Origin of the sequence: Sinorhizobium sp. RAC02 (assembly GCF_001713395.1) — a bacterium.
Classification (GTDB): domain Bacteria; phylum Pseudomonadota; class Alphaproteobacteria; order Rhizobiales; family Rhizobiaceae; genus Shinella.
Window position 1 is genome coordinate 3,039,914 of record NZ_CP016450.1, and the last position, 15,395, is coordinate 3,055,308.

The window sequence follows — 15,395 nt, forward strand, 5'->3', positions numbered from 1 at the left end:
CATGCCACATCGAATTAATAATTCAATTCGATTTATTTATTGACAGGCATTTCTTTTGGTGGTCTTTTCACCCCCGGAAACACGGAAGGCCGGCGGAGGAGCCCCTGGCCCGTGTGACCGGATGGCCCGGACAAGGGCGCATCCCGTTTCGTCCTTGGGAGGATTGATGATATGAAGAAGACGATCGTTTCCGCCGCTCTCGGCGCACTTGCGCTCGGCGTTGCCTTTTCGTCGCCGGCCGCTGCCGCCGACACCACCGCCTGCCTGATCACCAAGACCGACACCAACCCCTTCTTCGTCAAGATGAAGGAAGGCGCGACCGCCAAGGCCACCGAACTCGGCGTAACCTTGAAGGCCTATGCCGGCAAGGTCGACGGTGACTCGGAAAGCCAGGTCGCCGCGATCGAGACCTGCATTGCCGACGGCGCGAAGGGCATCCTGATTGCCGCTTCCGACACCAAGGGCATCGTTCCCTCGGTTCAGAAGGCGCGTGACGCCGGCCTGCTCGTCATCGCACTCGACACGCCGCTGGAGCCGCTCGACAGCGCCGACATGACCTTTGCCACCGACAACCTGCTCGCCGGCGAACTGATCGGCAAGTGGGCCGCCGCCACCCTCGGCGACGCTGCCAAGGATGCCAAGATCGCCTTCCTGAACCTGACGCCCTCCCAGCCGTCGGTCGACGTGCTGCGCAACCAGGGCTTCATGAAGGGTTTTGGCATCGACGTTAAGGACATCACCAAGATCGGTGATGAGGACGATGCGCGCATCGTCGGCCATGACGTGACCAACGGCAACGAGGAAGGCGGCCGCACCGCCATGGAAAACCTCCTGCAGAAGGACCCGTCGATCAACGTGGTGCACACCATCAACGAACCGGCTGCCGCCGGCGCCTATGAAGCGCTGAAGGCTGTCGGCAAGGAAGGCGATGTGCTGATCGTGTCCGTCGACGGCGGTTGCCCGGGCGTGCAGAACGTCGCAGACGGCGTCATCGGCGCGACCTCGCAGCAGTACCCGCTGATGATGGCGGCGCTCGGCGTCGAGGCCATCAAGAAGTTCGCCGATACCGGTGAAAAGCCGAAGGCAACCGAAGGCAAGGACTTCTTCGACACGGGCGTCACGCTCGTAACCGACAAGCCGGCAGCCGGCGTCGAGTCCATCGACACCAAGGCCGGCAAGGACAAGTGCTGGGGCTGATGCCCTGCCAGGCCGGCCCGGTTTGACCGGGCCGGCATTCCGCTACGGACGGATGGGCGCGCGACGACGCACCCGCTTTGACAATCGCGAACAGACGTGGGCACCTTTCTTCTGACGAGCGGCGGCGAAAGCCGAGACCGTTCGCAAGAGGCCGCCCGAAGAAGGCGGCAGGTGCGCGAAAGCGTCTGCACCGATGCGTCCGTGCACCATTTCATCCGGGGGAGCCGCGACGGTCGGCACCGGAAGGGGAGGAACAGCATCATGACTGAGACAACGACGGGCACGCAGCCCTTGCAGGGCTCACAACCCTCACAGGAATTCGAGAAGGTGCTGACCGGCAGCGCAACGCAGGTCGCATCCTTCGATACGCATGACAAGACGCCCATCCAGAAGTTCCAGCACTTCCTGCACGGCAGTCCCTCTGCCGTGCCGCTCATCGTGCTCGTGCTGTCGGTGGCGATCTTCGGCATCGTCCTCGGCGGAAAGTTCTTCTCCGCCTTCACGCTGACGCTCATCCTGCAACAGGTGGCGATCGTCGGCATTGTCGGCGCGGCACAGACGCTGGTCATCATGACGGCCGGCATCGACCTGTCGGTCGGCGCCATCATGGTGCTCTCGTCCGTCGTGATGGGCCAGTTCACCTTCCGCTACGGCCTGCCGCCGGCGCTTGCCGTGCTGTGCGGCCTCGCCTGCGGTGCGATCTGCGGCTACATCAACGGCCTGCTCGTCGCCCGCATGAAACTGCCACCCTTCATCGTCACGCTCGGCATGTGGCAGATCATTCTCGCCTCGAACTTCCTCTATTCGGCCAACGAGACGATCCGTTCGCAGGATATTTCGACGCAAGCGCCCATCCTGCAATTCTTCGGCAACAACCTCAAACTTGGCAGCGCGGTCTTCACCTACGGCGTCATCGCCATGGTGCTGCTGGTCGCGCTGCTCTGGTACGTGCTGAACCACACCGCCTGGGGTCGCCATGTCTATGCGGTCGGCGACGACCCGGACGCGGCGGAGCTTGCCGGCGTCAACGTCAAGCGCATGCTGGTCTCGGTCTATACGCTGTCCGGCCTCATCTGCGCGCTGGCCGGCTGGGCGCTCATCGGCCGCATCGGCTCGGTTTCCCCGACCGCCGGCCAGTTCGCCAACATCGAATCGATCACCGCCGTGGTGATCGGCGGCATCTCGCTGTTCGGCGGACGCGGCTCGATCCTCGGCATGATCTTCGGCGCACTCATCGTTGGCGTCTTCTCGCTCGGCCTGCGCCTCATCGGCACGGACCCGCAATGGACCTATCTCCTGATCGGCGTCCTCATCATCTCGGCAGTCGCAATCGACCAGTGGATCAGAAAGGTAGCAGGCTGATGGCTCTCGAACCCATTCTCACCGCCCGCGGTCTCGTAAAACGCTATGGCCGCGTCACCGCCCTCGACCACGCCGACTTCGACCTCTATCCCGGCGAAATCCTCGCCGTGATCGGCGACAATGGTGCTGGCAAATCCTCGATGATCAAGGCGATCTCGGGCGCCATCACGCCGGACGAAGGCGAAATCCGCCTGCAGGGCGAGGTGATCAACTTCCGCTCGCCGATCGAGGCCCGCAAGGCCGGCATCGAGACGGTCTACCAGAACCTCGCGCTCTCGCCGGCGCTGTCGATTGCCGACAACATGTTCCTCGGCCGCGAGATCCGCAAACCCGGCATCATGGGCAATCTGTTCCGCACGCTCGATCGGGGCGCGATGGAAAAGTTCGCCCGCGACAAGCTCTCCGAACTCGGCCTGATGACGATCCAGAACATCAACCAGGCGGTGGAGACGCTGTCGGGTGGCCAGCGCCAGGGCGTGGCCGTGGCCCGCGCTGCGGCCTTCGGGTCGAAGGTCATCATCCTCGACGAGCCGACGGCGGCGCTTGGCGTCAAAGAGAGCCGGCGCGTGCTGGAACTCATCCTCGATGTGCGCCGGCGCGGCATTCCTATCGTGCTCATCTCGCACAACATGCCGCATGTCTTCGAGGTGGCCGACCGCATCCACATCCACAGGCTCGGCCGTCGGTTGACCGTCATCAATCCGAAGGACTACACCATGTCAGACGCCGTCGCCTTCATGACCGGCGCCAAGGTACCTGCGGAGGCCATTGCGGCATGATATCGCCGACCACGATCGTCGATGCACTCCAACGGCGCGCGGGGGACGCGCGCCGCTTCCTCGTCGGCCTTGCCGGACCGCCGGCTGCCGGCAAGTCGACCTTGGCCGAAGCGTTGCGCGACGGGCTCGTTGCCCGGGGCGAGAGCGCCGAAATCCTGCCGATGGACGGCTTCCACATGGACAACGGCATTCTCGCCGAGCGCGGATTGCTGCAGCGCAAGGGCGTGCCGGAGTCTTTTGACGGGCGCGGTTTCGTCGATATCGTGCAGGCCCTGAAACAGGCTGACGGCGAAGTGCTGGTGCCGGTGTTCGACCGGTCGCGCGAGCTTGCCATCAATGCCGCCCGCGCCATTCCGGTCGAAACACGCTTCATCCTTGCCGAAGGCAACTACCTGCTCTTCAAGGATGCGCCCTGGGACAGGCTGGACGGCGTGTTCGATTTCACCATCTTCGTCGGCCCACCCTACCCCGTGTTGGAGGAGCGGCTGCGTCAGCGCTGGATGGGCTATGCGCTGCCGGAGGACCAGATCGGCTGGAAGCTCTACGGCAATGATCTGCCGAACGGAAAGCGCATCCTGGAAAACTCCCGGCCCGCGGATCTGCATATCGACATGTTCTGAGGCGATTGTCGTCACGGCCCATGGATGCTATCGCAGCGCCAAACACGGGAGCGACGCCGATGACCACAGAAATCACCATCCGCCGGCCGGACGACTGGCACCTGCACCTGCGCGACGGTGCCATGCTGGAAGGCGTGATCGGCGACACCAGCCGCCATTTCGCCCGCGCGATCATCATGCCGAACCTCGTGCCGCCGGTCGTCACCACCGCGGACGCCACGGCCTATCGTGATCGCATCCTCGCCGCGTTGCCCGCCGGCGACCGGTTCGAACCGCTGATGACGCTCTATCTCACCGAGCACACCAACCCCGACGACGTGGAAGCCGGCTATAAGAGTGGCCTTATCCGTGCGGTCAAACTCTATCCGGCCGGTGCGACGACCAATTCCCATGGCGGCGTGCGCGACATGGACAAGGCGATGCCGGTGCTGGAGCGCATGGCGAAGATCGGCCTGACGCTCTGCGTGCATGGCGAGGTGACGACGCCGGAAGTCGATATCTTCGACCGCGAGGCCGTGTTCATCGAAACGGTGCTCGATCCGTTGCGCCAGCGCCTGCCGGAACTGCGCGTGACCATGGAGCATGTCACGACGAAGAACGGCGTCGACTATATCAAGGCGTCGAAGGCGAACCTTGCCGGCTCGATCACCACACATCACCTGATCATCAACCGCAACGCCATCCTCGTCGGCGGCATCAAGCCGCATTATTACTGCCTGCCCGTCGCCAAGCGCGAGGAGCATCGGCTGGCGCTGCGCGCCGTGGCAACGTCCGGCGACGCCCGCTTCTTCCTCGGCACCGATTCCGCGCCGCATGTCGATCCGCTGAAGGAATGCGCCTGCGGCTGCGCCGGCATCTACACCTCGATCAACACGATGAGCTGCCTTGCCCATGTGTTCGAACAGGATGGCGCGCTCGACAAGCTGGAGGCCTTCGCCTCGCTGAACGGCCCGGCCTGGTATGGCCTGCCGGCAAACGAGGAGACCATACGCCTGGTCAAGCGTACGGAACCGGTAAGCTTCCCGGCCAGGATAGAGACGGGGGCCGGACCGGTGACCGTGTTCGACCCGATGTTCCCGCTGCACTGGGACGTCGCGTAAAAGGCTAGATGAAGGGGCGGGCCTCCTTCTTCAGGCCCTCCCATCCGGCCAGCGCAAGCAGGCCGTCCGCATCGAGGATTTCGCAGCCCCTGTCCTGCCAGCGCATCAGCTTGCGATCCGAAAGCTTGCGCAGCGTCTTGTTGGTATGGACGAGCGACAGGCCGAGCGTATCGGCGACATGCTGCTGGGTGATCGGAATGACGCGCCGACCGCCATTGACGCCCGCCGAATGGGCGCGCTGATGGATGAAGGACAGGAGATAGGCCGTGCGCTCCAGCGCCGAACGCCGGCCGACACTCAACAGGTGTTCATCGAGGATGCGCTCCTCTTGGGCGGCGATCCAGGTGAGATCATAGCCGAGCGAGGGGTGGCGCTCAAACAGCCGTTCCAGCTTGGAGCGCTCGAAGACGCAGAGCGTGACGGGCGTCAGCGCCTCGACGGAATGATTCATCTCGCCCATCAGGCTGCCTTGCAGGCCGAGAAGATCGCCGGGCAGCACATAGTTCATGATCTGGCGCCGGCCATCCGGCAGAAGCTTGTAGCGGAAGGCCCAGCCGGAGAGCACGGTGAAGAGATGGGCGCTGTGCATGCCCTCGACGAGGATGGTCGCACCGCGCTCGCTCGACAGTTCGCCGCTCTTGAAATGCGAGACGAAGTCGATTTCCTTGGCGGTGAAATCGCGGAAGCCCGAGAGCTCCCGCAAGGGACATTGCTGGCAGGGCGTGCGCCATTTGGAATGATGGTTGCCCGCCGTGCTGCTGGCCATGCTTGCCCCTTCCGTTCACAGCCCTGAGCACCGGACTGGCTTGCTGAACGTGGAACATCGCGCGTTGTTCCATAAGGCGATTTGCTATGTCTTTTTTAAATGACACCCCATGGGTCCGGCTCCACAGTCCGCGTCCTGAACCGCCGGCCGATCCGGCGGTTGCGCATGGACTGAGGAGTGCGGCACCATGGAACCTTTTCTTCCGCACATCGTGATCGCAGAACACGAATTCCTGATCGCGCTCGATGCGGAATTTCTGATCAAGAGGGCGCTCGACTGCCGCATAACGCTGCTGCGGCCGGAGCAGCTCGACCAGTGGGACGAGGCGGCGCTTTCGGGTATCGATCTCTGCCTGTTCGACGTGCCGCTCGACGCGAGCCATGTAAGAGCCCGTATTGAGCGCCTGATCGACGCGCGGGTGCCGCTGCTTTTCACGACGGTCGGCGGCATCGATGTCAGCGGCGTCGAAGGCTTCGAGGTGATCCCCGTCGCGAAAAAACCCTATGACGGCGAGGCGATCATGACCCTCATCAAAGGGCGGCTGCGGCAGATGCCGCAACCACCGGAAGCGATCGATCAGAACTGACGACCGAGCTTCGCGTCGACCGAATGGCTGTTTGCGCCACGGATGACGAAGTAGAACATGATCAGCGCCCAGAGGATGGACTTTTCCGCGCCCATCAGGCCTTCGGCCTGCACGATGCCGTGAAAATAGACGGTGACGGCGAGCACGATCATCGCCGCGAAAGCGGCCGGCCGCGTGAAGAGGCCGATGGCGATCAGGATGCCGCCGAAGAATTCGGTGGCGGCGAGCAGCGGCGACCAGAAGGCGCCGGGATAGAAGCCGAGGCTTTCGACCATGCCGCTTGCGCCGAAGGGGTTGATGATCTTGCCGTAACCATGGGTGACAAGCAGCAGGCCGGCGGCGACGCGCAGGATCGTTTCCGCGCTTTCGCCGAGCGCCGCATAGATGCCGCCGAGCGACGGAATGATGAGGCGGGGACGGCTGGTGGTGAAGTCGGTCATGGGGTCTCCTGGTAGGATGTTGCAGTGCACCACGTCTCTCTCATGAACCGGCCTGCGACAAGATGTCCAACAACAAAACATGATAAATTGAGTTGACATTTCCGTGAAGGGATCGCGCGCAAATAGGTGCCAAGTCGCGTGCGCTGCTATATGCTTTCCCGGTCATCAGGAGGTAGCCATGACCGGGGAAAAGCTGCGCGTTTCCATACTCTATTGTACCCAGTGCAACTGGCTGCTGCGCGCCGGCTGGATGGCACAGGAGCTGTTGTCGACCTTTTCCGATTCGCTTGGCGAGGTGGCGCTCATTCCTGGAAGCGGCGGCAATTTCGAAATCCGGGTCGGCGCGGCGCTGGTCTGGGAGCGCAAGCGCGACGGCGGTTTTCCAGGGCCAAAGGAACTGAAACAGCGCGTGCGCGATGTCATCGAACCCGGCCGCGATCTCGGCCACACGGACCGCGTTGCCGACAGCAATCCCGGATGAAACGAAAACGGCGGGCCGAAGCCCGCCGTTCCTATTCGTCACCCGACCGCGCTTAACGGTAGGGCGAATAGCACATGCGATAGACACCACCGCCCGCATGGTAGCGGTTGGTATAGGGGTCATAGGTGCGGTAGCGGTTGGAGCACCACCGGACATGGGCGTTCCCGCCGCCACCGTAGTAGCGCGGCCGCTCGTAGCGCGGGCGATAGTAGCGTGGCCGCTCGTAGCGACGCTCATAACCGCCGTAATACGGGCGATTGTAGCGGCGATATTGGCGGCGTTCGCAACCATAGCCGTAGCAGAACTCCACCTGGGCCCTGGTGACGTCGCTTTTTGTCTCGACCTTCGGCACGGCCAGTGGAACGGCCTCAGCCACGCCCATGGGCGCGATTGCGGAGGCAATGCTCATAGCGCAACCGAAAACGAGATTTCGAATCTTCGACATGTTGATCCTCACTGTTCTGGCGGGATTTCTCCCTGTCTCGTCCCTGCTTTGCATTACGTTCACGCATTTTGTTTTATTCATGATCGCGCATCCGCATAAGCATGGGATTTACCGCCGGATTTGCGATCCGCAAGAGGCATGAGGGGACGAGATGAGCCTGAAATTTGGAACCAGCGGCCTGCGGGGTCTCTCGGTCGATCTTGAGGGACCGGCGACCGCGCTCTATGCCACGGCTTTCGCCCGCCATCTGCTGGCGGCCGGCATCGCGCAACCGGGCGACCTCGTGCTGGTCGGCCGCGATTTTCGCGCCTCCAGCCCGGCCATTTCGGCCATTGCGATCGCCGCTTTGCGCAAGGCCGGATTTGCCCCGCACGATTGCGGCGCGCTGCCGACGCCGGCCCTCGCGCTCACCGGCCTCGCCCGCAAGGCGGCGTGCCTGATGGTCACCGGCTCGCATATTCCCGCCGACCGCAACGGCATCAAATTCTACCGGCCGGACGGCGAGATCGACAAGGCGGATGAAGCCGCCATCACCGCGGCGGCCGATGCGATCCGCGCCGAGGGCACCGTCCCTGGCGCCGAACAGGAAACGGCCGACGACCTGCATGATGCCGCGATGGCGCTGTACGACGCGCGCAACCGCCTGCTTCTGCCGGCCGGTAGCCTCACCGGCCTGCGGGTTGGCGTCTACCAGCACTCGACGGTCGCACGCGATCTGTTCGTCTCCGTGCTCGCCCATTACGGCGCGGATGCCGTTGCACTCGGCCGGTCGGAAACCTTCATTCCGGTGGATACGGAGGCGGTCTCCAGCGAGACTATCGCGCTGCTGCAGGGCTGGGCCGTGCAGCACGGGCTCGACGCCATCATTTCCGCCGATGGCGACGGCGACCGGCCGCTCGTCACCGACGAGACCGGCATGCCGATCCGCGGCGACCTGGTCGGGCTCATCGCCAGCCGATTCCTCGGCGCCACTGCCATCGCCACGCCCGTGACGTCCAATTCCGGCATCGAAGCCGCGGTCGACGGCACCGTGCTGCGCACCAAGGTCGGCTCTCCCTTCGTCATCGCGGCCATGAACGACGCGGTGGCGGCCGGCGAAAAGGCCGTGGCCGGTTTCGAGGCCAATGGCGGCACGCTGACCGCCACGCCCTTCACCGTGAACGGCCACATGCTCGCGCCGCTACCGACGCGCGACAGCCTGATGCCGGTGCTTGCCGTGCTGGTGCTTGCCGCCGCACAAAAGCGTCCGCTCTCCACCATCGCCGCCGGCTTTGCCCTGCCGGCCGCAGCAAGCGACCGCCTCGAAAACTTCCCCGTTGAAACGAGCGCTGCGCTGATGGCCGAGCTGCGCTCCGGCGCCGGCGCGCTTGCTGCGTTCCTCGCGCCGATCGGCGTGCCGTCGACGGTCAGCGACATCGACGGATTGCGCGTGACGCTGGAGACCGGCGACGTCGTGCATTTTCGTCCGTCCGGCAATGCGCCGGAAATGCGCTGCTACGTGGAGGCCCGCGACGAGGCCGCCGCTCTCCGGCTGCTGGCGGCCGGGCTTGCGCGCATTCGCGAATGGGCGCTCGGCCGGTGAAGACTTTTGCCCGCCACAAGGTTTTCGCCAAGCTGTTGCAAAAACTTCAAAAAGCCTGTTGACACCGGGCGGCGCTCCTTCTACATCGCTCTCCGTCGCCCAGATGGCGGAATTGGTAGACGCGCCAGCTTCAGGTGCTGGTACTCGAAAGGGTGTGGAGGTTCGATTCCTCTTCTGGGCACCAAATTCCCGTTTCGGTTTTCCGAAACACTAAAAAAGCCCGGCTCTGCCGGGCTTTTTTGTTGCCGACGGCAACCCTGCTCGCCGTAGCGCAGAATCTTCCGATTGCGCCTTGCGTCCCGGCCGCGATAGGCAGATAAGCCTGAAAATCAGTCATCCGCTTCTGCGATCAGGATCATCGTGGCCATTCCTCCGCACGATGCCCAGAAACCGGGCACTTCATCCAGGTTCAGGTTTTTTGCACCGATTCTCGCCGGTGCCACGCTCAAGGAGCGGCTGATCGGTTGCGTCGGCGCGCTCATCGGCATCTGCCTGACCAGCCTCGTCTGCGCGCTCGTCATGGGGCAGGATCCGAACCTGCCGCTGATCGTCGCGCCCATCGGCGCCTCCGCCGTCCTGCTCTTCGCCGTGCCGGCAAGCCCGCTAGCCCAGCCCTGGTCGATCGTCGGCGGCAACACGATTTCCGCCTTTGTCGGCGTCAGCGTCGCCACGCTCGTGACCAATCCGTCGCTCGCCATCGGTCTTGCCGTGGCCCTTGCCATCCTCGTCATGTCGCTGACCCGCTCGCTGCACCCGCCGGGCGGGGCCGCCGCGCTGACGGCCGTCGTCGGCGGTGCCGCCGTGGCGCGGGCCGGCTTCTGGTTTCCGCTGGTGCCGATCGCGATCAACTCGCTGATCCTTGTGGCCGTCGGCATGGTGTTTCACCGGCTTGCCGGACGGCAATATCCGCATCGCCAGGCGATCGTGCCCGTCAACACGCACAAGACCGCCGACCCGCCAGCGGCCTTTCGCGTCGGGTTCAACAGCGAGGACATCGACGTCGCCATTGCCAGCCTCAACGAGACGCTCGACGTCAGCCGCGCCGACATCGACGCGCTGCTGCGCCAGGTCGAGCTCCAGGCGCTGCTGCGCCAGCGCGGCGAGCTTAGCGCCGCCGACATCATGTCGCGCGACGTGGTGACGGTCGCCGAGAACGCGACGGCGGATGAGGCGCGCAGTCTGCTGCTCGACCACGATATCCGCACGCTGCCCGTGCTCGATGCTGCGGGACATCTTCGCGGCACCCTCGGCCTCCGGGAACTCGCCGCCATGGCGCCCGGCACGCCGCTTCCCGTTTCGCAGGCCGCGATCGCCAAGCCGTCCGACCCGGCGATCGGTCTCTTGCCGCGCCTGACGGACGGCTCAATCCATGCGGTCGTGGTCCTCGATGACGAGCACCACGTCGTCGGCATCATTTCGCAGACCGACCTTTTGGCGACGCTCGCAAAAAGCCTCTCCCAGGCCGGCCCGACCAGCCTGATGGCCGGCCACGGGCAGGGCATCTGAACCGATCGCGTTTCAGGCGGCCGATGGTCCCGGACCCGTGCCGGGGCCGTTTTCGTTGGCCGGCGTGAAGGCGCGTTCTTCCAGCCCTCCGGCAATCAGCCGGAATGCCGGCCGCGCCACCGGGATCGCTGCATAGGAGAGATCGGACACGGCCACCGGCTGGAAAAGCACCTTTTCCAGCACGATCCAGTCTCGCCGGCCCTCTGGCCGGGCGAAGGCCATGGCCTGCCCCACGCTGAGCCCGAGCAGCGCCAGACCATAGAAGGTGGTAACCGGCAGGAAGGCGCTTCCCGGGGCATAGGTGCCGGGAAGGCAAAGCGTGCGGGTATCGGTGAGCCCGCTTGCGCAGCGGAACGACACGCGCGCGTCGATCATCGCCAGATCCGCGGGCGGGCGGCGTTCTGCCGTCAGGCGGCCAGCCGACAGTTTCCGGTCGAGCAGTGCTGTCCATTCCTCGGTCAGCGGCGGCCAGTCGCTTCGCAGCTTTTCCAGCACATAGACGTCTCTTGCCGTGAGCATTGCGGGATCGCGTCCCATAGCCATTCTCCATCCTGCCCGCCCCTCGAGGCGCGGCAAACAAACCCATGGTGGAGAAGCCCCCTGGCCGCGGATGCGGCACAGGGGGTCACGATCCTGCGACGAGGCAGCCTCCGATGCGTCCGGAAGAGGAGAAGGACAGGAACTTCATCGCCGCGCGCGCCTCAGGACGCGCTGGCCGTTTCCGGCGCGGCGGCATGCACCGAGACAACGGTGAGGCGCCGCACCCGGCCGTCGCGCGCGGCCCATTCGATCGACTGGCCGGCGGAAAGACCGAGAAGGGCCGCCCCGACCGGGGTCAGCACGGAGATGCGCTTGCGGGAAATATCGGCATCCTTCGGGAAAACCAGTTCGGCGATCTGCGCCGGCTCGTCATCGATGCGGAACTCGGCAATCGAGCCCATGCGCATGATGCCGGGCGCCATGCGCGCATCGTCGAGGATCTTTGCCCGGTCGAGTTCGGCGGCGAGCTGTTCTGCGGCGTGCGGATCGCGCGCGGCCAGCATGTCGGCAAGGTTCGACAGGCGAGCATGTTCGGAACGGGCGATGGTGATGGCAGGCCGGCGGCTGCCCTTGGTCTTGCTGGTCATGGAAACCTCACGACACGATGTCTCGCGGCCTCACAGGCACACGAAAATGAAAAACGGGGATTGGAGTGTCGCGCTGGTCTGGCACGGTTCCCATTTCACGGAACCGCATTTGCCCCACGGCTGGGGCACGACGCGACCAAGCCGAGGGGCTAGTGTCCTGCGAGAGGAAACAGCCGTTTCAGAAACCGGGCAAGGGATGGCATCGTGGTCATGCGTCTATGATGGGATGACCAAGGTAGCAAAGTCAAGCCGGCGCGCCGGAACGTCGCGCTTGAAGTGCAGGCCGTTCCGGCCTCAGATAGGCAAGCCGGCCACGAGGAGGCTCACATGCCGATAGGGATCAAGCGCGTTTACGACGAAGCCGAACCGCAGGACGGTGCGCGCATTCTCGTCGACCGGCTCTGGCCGCGCGGCATTTCGAAGGACAAGGCCGCCTTTGCCGAATGGATGAAGGAGCTGGCGCCGACAACCGCCCTTCGCCAGTGGTTCGATCACAGGCCGGAGCGCTGGGCGGAGTTCCAGACACGCTACCGGGAGGAGCTTCGGGAAAACCCGTTGGTTGATACGCTGCGCGAGCGCGCCAAAACCGAAACCATCACCCTGCTCTACGGATCGCGCAACCGGGAATTCAACCACGCCAAGGTGCTGGCCGATTTCCTGCTGGAGACATAGCAAGCGGAATTCGTTTGCCAGGTAAGGAGAAAGGCGCAATCCTCGAACTCCCCGCGCCGCAGAGGCCGAATTCATGGATGACGACGACAAACCTGCCAGCTTCGCCTCACCGGCCTGTTTCCTGCATGAGGTCGATCCGGCCTATTCGGGGCTGCCGGGACCGCTCGACCTGCAAGCCTGGACCGACGTCAACCGCTGGCGCAAGAGCGAGCGCGAGCGCCTCATCGCCGAGCGTCTCGCCGTTCCGGCCGAAACACGGGCGCACCATGGGGACACGATTGCGGCCGGCGTGCTGGCGGAAATCGGAGATCTGACGGGCCGCATCGTCAGCGCCTACTGGCCGTTTCGCGGCGAGCCGGATCTGCGGCCATTCCTGCAAACCGTGGCGGAGCGCGGCGGGCGCACGGCCCTGCCGGTGGTCGTCGAGAAGGGGCGGCCGCTTGAATTCCATCTCTGGCAGACGGGGGAGGCGCTGTCGCGCGGCGTCTGGAACATTCCGATCCCGGCCGAGCAGCGACCCTGCCTGCCCGACATCGTCATCGCACCCGTCGTCGGCTACGACCCGGCGTGTTACCGGCTCGGTTATGGCGGCGGTTTCTTCGACAGGACCTTGGCGGCCATGCCGAAGAAGCCACGCGTCATCGGCGTCGGCTACAGCGCCGCAAAACTCGCGACGATCTATCCGCAACTACACGACATTCCGATGGACGTTATCGTCACGGAAGCCGGCACGATCCGCCCCTACATTTCCACCGTGCGGGCGTTGACGTAGAGCGCCCGGCCGGCGAACCAGCCATTGAGGGCAGCGCCAAGGCCAAGCAGCACGAAGAGCACGGCGCTCCAGGCGAAACTGCCCGTCCAGCCGCGGATGAGGCCCACGATCAGCGGGCCGATGGCCGCCAGCAGGTAGCCGACGCATTGCGCCATGCCGGACAGATGCGCCGCCACATGCGGGTCACGCGTGCGCAGCACGATGACGGTCATCGCCACCGCGATCAGTCCGCCCTGGCCGATGCCCTGCAGCACGGCCCAGATCCACACGGACCAAAGCGGCGCGAAGAGCAGGCCGAGAAGCGCCACGACGGCGAAGCCGCAGAGCACGACGTTGATCAGCCGCTGGTCCTTGCCGCGCACGGCGATATGCGGCGCGACAAGGCAGGCGCCGGCCTGCACCATCACGGAGATCGACACGATCGCCCCGGCCGTCACGCCATCCAGCCCGCGTTCACGCAGGATCGGCACCAGCCAGCCGAAGACGCAATAGGCGAGCGCCGACTGCAGGCCCATGAAGAGCGTGACGTGCCAGGCGAGCCTGTCGCGCCACAGCCCTTCCACGCGAAAGCCGGTGCGCTTGGCCTGCATGCGGGTGCCAAGCACCTGCGGCAGCCAGAGCAGCGCCACCAGAAAGGCCGGCAGCGCCCAGATCGCCAGCGCCCCATCGAGCGAGCCGCCGAGGGCATGTTCGAAGGGCAAGGTCAGACCGGCAGCACTTGCAGCGCCTGCGCAAAGCGCCATCGTGTAGCACCCCGTCATCAGCGCCGCCTTGTCGGGAAAGTCCCGCTTGACGAGGCCGGGCAGCAGCACATTGCCGACCGCAATCGCGGCCCCCGCAAGTGCCGTGCCCAGAAAGAGCAGCGGAACGGAGGACAGGCCGCGCAGCGCGGTGCCGAGCGCCACCACGAGGATGACGACCAGCAGGGTTCGCTCCGTGCCGATGCGTTGCGCGAGGCGTGGGGCGAGCGGCGAGAACAGGCCGAGGCAGACGACGGGCAGCGTCGTCAGCAGGCTGGCGCCGGTGGCGGAAAGGCCGAGCAGGTCGCGGATCTCCGGCAGCAGCGCCGAGGCGCTGGAAAACACCGGCCGCAGATTGAAGGCGATGAGCACGAGGCTGACGCCGAGCAGGACGCGCGCCACAGTGCTTTTCGGCCGGTGTGCTGCGGGCGCCGGCACGCTGTCGGCTTCGGCGTCGATCAGATCGATGGCGCCGGGATCATTGAGAACGGTCATGACAGCAGCAACCGATCGAGAGCCGACAGCATGGGCGCCATGAAACGGCGCACCGCGGCATCGGCCGCCTCCGGATCGCCGCTTTCGATGGCATCGATGATTGCGGCATGGGCGGCCATGTCCGGTTCCGGAAGGTCTTCACCCAGCGTCGCCTCGATGGTTTCGGAAATCAGCGTGGAAAAGAATTCGTACATGCCGATCAGCACGCTGTTTTGTGAGGCGGCGATCACTGCCTGATGGAAGGCGAAGTCGCGGGCAACGAACCCCGCCTTGTCGCCGTCGTCGTGGTTGCCACGCTCGGCAAGCAGCGCGCGCAGCCCGGCGATCACGGCCGGTGTGTGGCGCAGCGCCGCAAGCCGCGCGGCCTCCGCATCCAGCGCAAGACGCGCCTCGAACTGGTCGCGCAGGCCCGCCCGGCGGGCCATGGTGAGCGGGCGGGTGCTATCGGCTGCCGAGAGCACATAGGTCCCGGAGCCCTGCCGGGTTTCGAGATAACCCTGTGAAGCGAGCACGCGCACCGCCTCGCGCACCGTGCCGCGACTGACGGACAGCATGGCGGACAAGGTCGCCTCGTTCGGCAGTTTTTCGCCCACCGCCCAGCGGCGCTTGAGGATTTCATCGCGGATCGCCTCGACGGCGGTGTCGGCGAGATTGGTCTTGCTGAGGGAAAACATGGCAAACTCATAAAGTCATCAGATGACTTTATGAGTAGCGATCTCCACGGC

The 15,395-nt window shown here is 65.0% G+C and carries 18 protein-coding genes and 1 tRNA gene; 12 read left to right on the forward strand and 7 right to left on the reverse strand.

Annotated elements, in window-relative coordinates; translation table 11 throughout:
• Window positions 1–171: 171 nt before the first annotated feature.
• The 5 genes from BSY16_RS14665 to pyrC all read left to right on the forward strand — a co-directional run bounded on the left by BSY16_RS14665 (window position 172) and on the right by pyrC (window position 5,058).
• Window positions 172–1,197 carry a sugar ABC transporter substrate-binding protein gene (locus tag BSY16_RS14665; protein ID WP_069060347.1) on the forward strand — a complete coding sequence of 342 codons (1,026 nt, stop codon included), beginning with the start codon at window positions 172–174 and terminating at the stop codon, window positions 1,195–1,197.
• A 261-nt stretch (window positions 1,198–1,458) separates the two neighbouring features.
• Entirely contained in the window at window positions 1,459–2,559 is a 1,101-nt protein-coding gene (locus BSY16_RS14670) for an ABC transporter permease (RefSeq protein ID WP_069060348.1), read from the forward strand.
• On the forward strand, window positions 2,559–3,338 hold the full coding sequence (locus BSY16_RS14675; protein WP_069060349.1) for an ATP-binding cassette domain-containing protein: 780 nt from the start codon (window positions 2,559–2,561) through the stop codon (window positions 3,336–3,338). The genes BSY16_RS14670 and BSY16_RS14675 overlap by 1 nt, the downstream gene beginning before the upstream one ends.
• On the forward strand, window positions 3,335–3,958 hold the full coding sequence (locus BSY16_RS14680) for a nucleoside triphosphate hydrolase (RefSeq protein ID WP_069060350.1): 624 nt from the start codon (window positions 3,335–3,337) through the stop codon (window positions 3,956–3,958). The genes BSY16_RS14675 and BSY16_RS14680 overlap by 4 nt, the downstream gene beginning before the upstream one ends.
• Window positions 3,959–4,017: 59 nt before the next feature.
• Window positions 4,018–5,058, forward strand: a complete 1,041-nt coding sequence (gene pyrC / locus BSY16_RS14685) for a dihydroorotase (RefSeq protein ID WP_069060351.1) — start codon at window positions 4,018–4,020, stop codon at window positions 5,056–5,058.
• A gap of 4 nt (window positions 5,059–5,062) precedes the next feature.
• Here pyrC and BSY16_RS14690 read toward each other — a convergent pair whose 3' ends face one another.
• On the reverse strand, window positions 5,063–5,824 hold the full coding sequence (locus tag BSY16_RS14690) for a Crp/Fnr family transcriptional regulator (protein WP_069060352.1): 762 nt from the start codon (window positions 5,822–5,824) through the stop codon (window positions 5,063–5,065).
• A 187-nt stretch (window positions 5,825–6,011) separates the two neighbouring features.
• Here BSY16_RS14690 and BSY16_RS14695 point away from each other — a divergent pair, with 187 nt between their 5' ends.
• Window positions 6,012–6,410, forward strand: a complete 399-nt coding sequence (locus tag BSY16_RS14695; RefSeq protein WP_069060353.1) for a response regulator — start codon at window positions 6,012–6,014, stop codon at window positions 6,408–6,410.
• On the opposite strand, the gene BSY16_RS14700 is transcribed toward BSY16_RS14695, so the two are convergent.
• Window positions 6,401–6,850, reverse strand: coding sequence for a DoxX family protein (locus BSY16_RS14700; protein ID WP_069060354.1), 450 nt, complete (start codon window positions 6,848–6,850; stop codon window positions 6,401–6,403). The genes BSY16_RS14695 and BSY16_RS14700 overlap by 10 nt on opposite strands.
• A 178-nt stretch (window positions 6,851–7,028) precedes the next feature.
• On the opposite strand from BSY16_RS14700, the gene BSY16_RS14705 reads away from it, so the two are divergent.
• The gene (locus BSY16_RS14705; RefSeq protein ID WP_069060355.1) at window positions 7,029–7,331 is read left to right on the forward strand and encodes an Rdx family protein; all 303 of its coding nucleotides are present in this window, start codon (window positions 7,029–7,031) and stop codon (window positions 7,329–7,331) included.
• Window positions 7,332–7,383: 52 nt separating this feature from the next.
• Here BSY16_RS14705 and BSY16_RS14710 read toward each other — a convergent pair whose 3' ends face one another.
• Entirely contained in the window at window positions 7,384–7,776 is a 393-nt protein-coding gene (locus BSY16_RS14710) for a BA14K family protein (protein ID WP_083242917.1), read from the reverse strand.
• A 151-nt stretch (window positions 7,777–7,927) separates the two neighbouring features.
• Between BSY16_RS14710 and BSY16_RS14720 the strand changes: the two genes are divergently transcribed.
• The 3 genes from BSY16_RS14720 (at window position 7,928) to BSY16_RS14730 (ending at window position 10,864) form a co-directional block, all read left to right on the forward strand.
• The gene (locus BSY16_RS14720; protein ID WP_069060358.1) at window positions 7,928–9,358 is read left to right on the forward strand and encodes a phosphohexomutase domain-containing protein; all 1,431 of its coding nucleotides are present in this window, start codon (window positions 7,928–7,930) and stop codon (window positions 9,356–9,358) included.
• A 97-nt stretch (window positions 9,359–9,455) separates the two neighbouring features.
• Window positions 9,456–9,542: transfer RNA gene (locus BSY16_RS14725), tRNA-Leu, on the forward strand.
• Between the two features lie 170 nt (window positions 9,543–9,712).
• Window positions 9,713–10,864: an HPP family protein gene (locus BSY16_RS14730; protein ID WP_069060359.1), complete on the forward strand. Its 1,152-nt coding sequence runs from the start codon at window positions 9,713–9,715 to the stop codon at window positions 10,862–10,864.
• Window positions 10,865–10,876: 12 nt separating this feature from the next.
• Here the strand turns inward: BSY16_RS14730 and BSY16_RS14735 are convergent, their stop codons facing one another.
• Window positions 10,877–11,407 carry a GreA/GreB family elongation factor gene (locus BSY16_RS14735; protein WP_150129969.1) on the reverse strand — a complete coding sequence of 177 codons (531 nt, stop codon included), beginning with the start codon at window positions 11,405–11,407 and terminating at the stop codon, window positions 10,877–10,879.
• 158 nt (window positions 11,408–11,565) lie between these two features.
• On the reverse strand, window positions 11,566–11,991 hold the full coding sequence (gene rnk / locus BSY16_RS14740) for a nucleoside diphosphate kinase regulator (RefSeq protein ID WP_069060361.1): 426 nt from the start codon (window positions 11,989–11,991) through the stop codon (window positions 11,566–11,568).
• Between the two features lie 327 nt (window positions 11,992–12,318).
• Here rnk and BSY16_RS14745 point away from each other — a divergent pair, with 327 nt between their 5' ends.
• Both BSY16_RS14745 and BSY16_RS14750 read left to right on the forward strand, forming a co-directional pair.
• Complete coding sequence (locus BSY16_RS14745; protein WP_069060362.1) at window positions 12,319–12,663, forward strand: DUF488 domain-containing protein; 345 nt, start codon at window positions 12,319–12,321, stop codon at window positions 12,661–12,663.
• 73 nt (window positions 12,664–12,736) lie between these two features.
• A complete protein-coding gene (locus tag BSY16_RS14750; protein ID WP_069060363.1) occupies window positions 12,737–13,435 on the forward strand; it encodes a 5-formyltetrahydrofolate cyclo-ligase in 699 nt (232 codons plus the stop codon).
• On the opposite strand, the gene BSY16_RS14755 is transcribed toward BSY16_RS14750, so the two are convergent.
• Window positions 13,405–14,670, reverse strand: coding sequence for a CynX/NimT family MFS transporter (locus tag BSY16_RS14755; protein WP_069060364.1), 1,266 nt, complete (start codon window positions 14,668–14,670; stop codon window positions 13,405–13,407). The genes BSY16_RS14750 and BSY16_RS14755 overlap by 31 nt on opposite strands.
• Window positions 14,667–15,344, reverse strand: a complete 678-nt coding sequence (locus BSY16_RS14760; RefSeq protein WP_069060365.1) for a FadR/GntR family transcriptional regulator — start codon at window positions 15,342–15,344, stop codon at window positions 14,667–14,669. Before BSY16_RS14760 ends, BSY16_RS14755 begins: the two co-directional genes overlap by 4 nt.
• Between the last annotated feature and the right edge of the window lie 51 nt (window positions 15,345–15,395).

Bases quoted from the DNA above. Each gene is read 5' to 3' on its own strand.
- BSY16_RS14665 (WP_069060347.1), top strand. From the start codon at position 172: ATGAAGAAGACGATCGTTTCCGCCGCTCTCGGCGCACTTGCGCTCGGC.
- BSY16_RS14670 (WP_069060348.1), top strand. From the start codon at position 1,459: ATGACTGAGACAACGACGGGCACGCAGCCCTTGCAGGGCTCACAACCC.
- BSY16_RS14675 (WP_069060349.1), top strand. From the start codon at position 2,559: ATGGCTCTCGAACCCATTCTCACCGCCCGCGGTCTCGTAAAACGCTAT.
- BSY16_RS14680 (WP_069060350.1), top strand. From the start codon at position 3,335: ATGATATCGCCGACCACGATCGTCGATGCACTCCAACGGCGCGCGGGG.
- pyrC (WP_069060351.1), top strand. From the start codon at position 4,018: ATGACCACAGAAATCACCATCCGCCGGCCGGACGACTGGCACCTGCAC.
- BSY16_RS14690 (WP_069060352.1), bottom strand. From the start codon at position 5,824: ATGGCCAGCAGCACGGCGGGCAACCATCATTCCAAATGGCGCACGCCC.
- BSY16_RS14695 (WP_069060353.1), top strand. From the start codon at position 6,012: ATGGAACCTTTTCTTCCGCACATCGTGATCGCAGAACACGAATTCCTG.
- BSY16_RS14700 (WP_069060354.1), bottom strand. From the start codon at position 6,850: ATGACCGACTTCACCACCAGCCGTCCCCGCCTCATCATTCCGTCGCTC.
- BSY16_RS14705 (WP_069060355.1), top strand. From the start codon at position 7,029: ATGACCGGGGAAAAGCTGCGCGTTTCCATACTCTATTGTACCCAGTGC.
- BSY16_RS14710 (WP_083242917.1), bottom strand. From the start codon at position 7,776: ATGTCGAAGATTCGAAATCTCGTTTTCGGTTGCGCTATGAGCATTGCC.
- BSY16_RS14720 (WP_069060358.1), top strand. From the start codon at position 7,928: ATGAGCCTGAAATTTGGAACCAGCGGCCTGCGGGGTCTCTCGGTCGAT.
- BSY16_RS14735 (WP_150129969.1), bottom strand. From the start codon at position 11,407: ATGGCTATGGGACGCGATCCCGCAATGCTCACGGCAAGAGACGTCTAT.
- rnk (WP_069060361.1), bottom strand. From the start codon at position 11,991: ATGACCAGCAAGACCAAGGGCAGCCGCCGGCCTGCCATCACCATCGCC.
- BSY16_RS14745 (WP_069060362.1), top strand. From the start codon at position 12,319: ATGCCGATAGGGATCAAGCGCGTTTACGACGAAGCCGAACCGCAGGAC.
- BSY16_RS14750 (WP_069060363.1), top strand. From the start codon at position 12,737: ATGGATGACGACGACAAACCTGCCAGCTTCGCCTCACCGGCCTGTTTC.
- BSY16_RS14755 (WP_069060364.1), bottom strand. From the start codon at position 14,670: ATGACCGTTCTCAATGATCCCGGCGCCATCGATCTGATCGACGCCGAA.
- BSY16_RS14760 (WP_069060365.1), bottom strand. From the start codon at position 15,344: ATGTTTTCCCTCAGCAAGACCAATCTCGCCGACACCGCCGTCGAGGCG.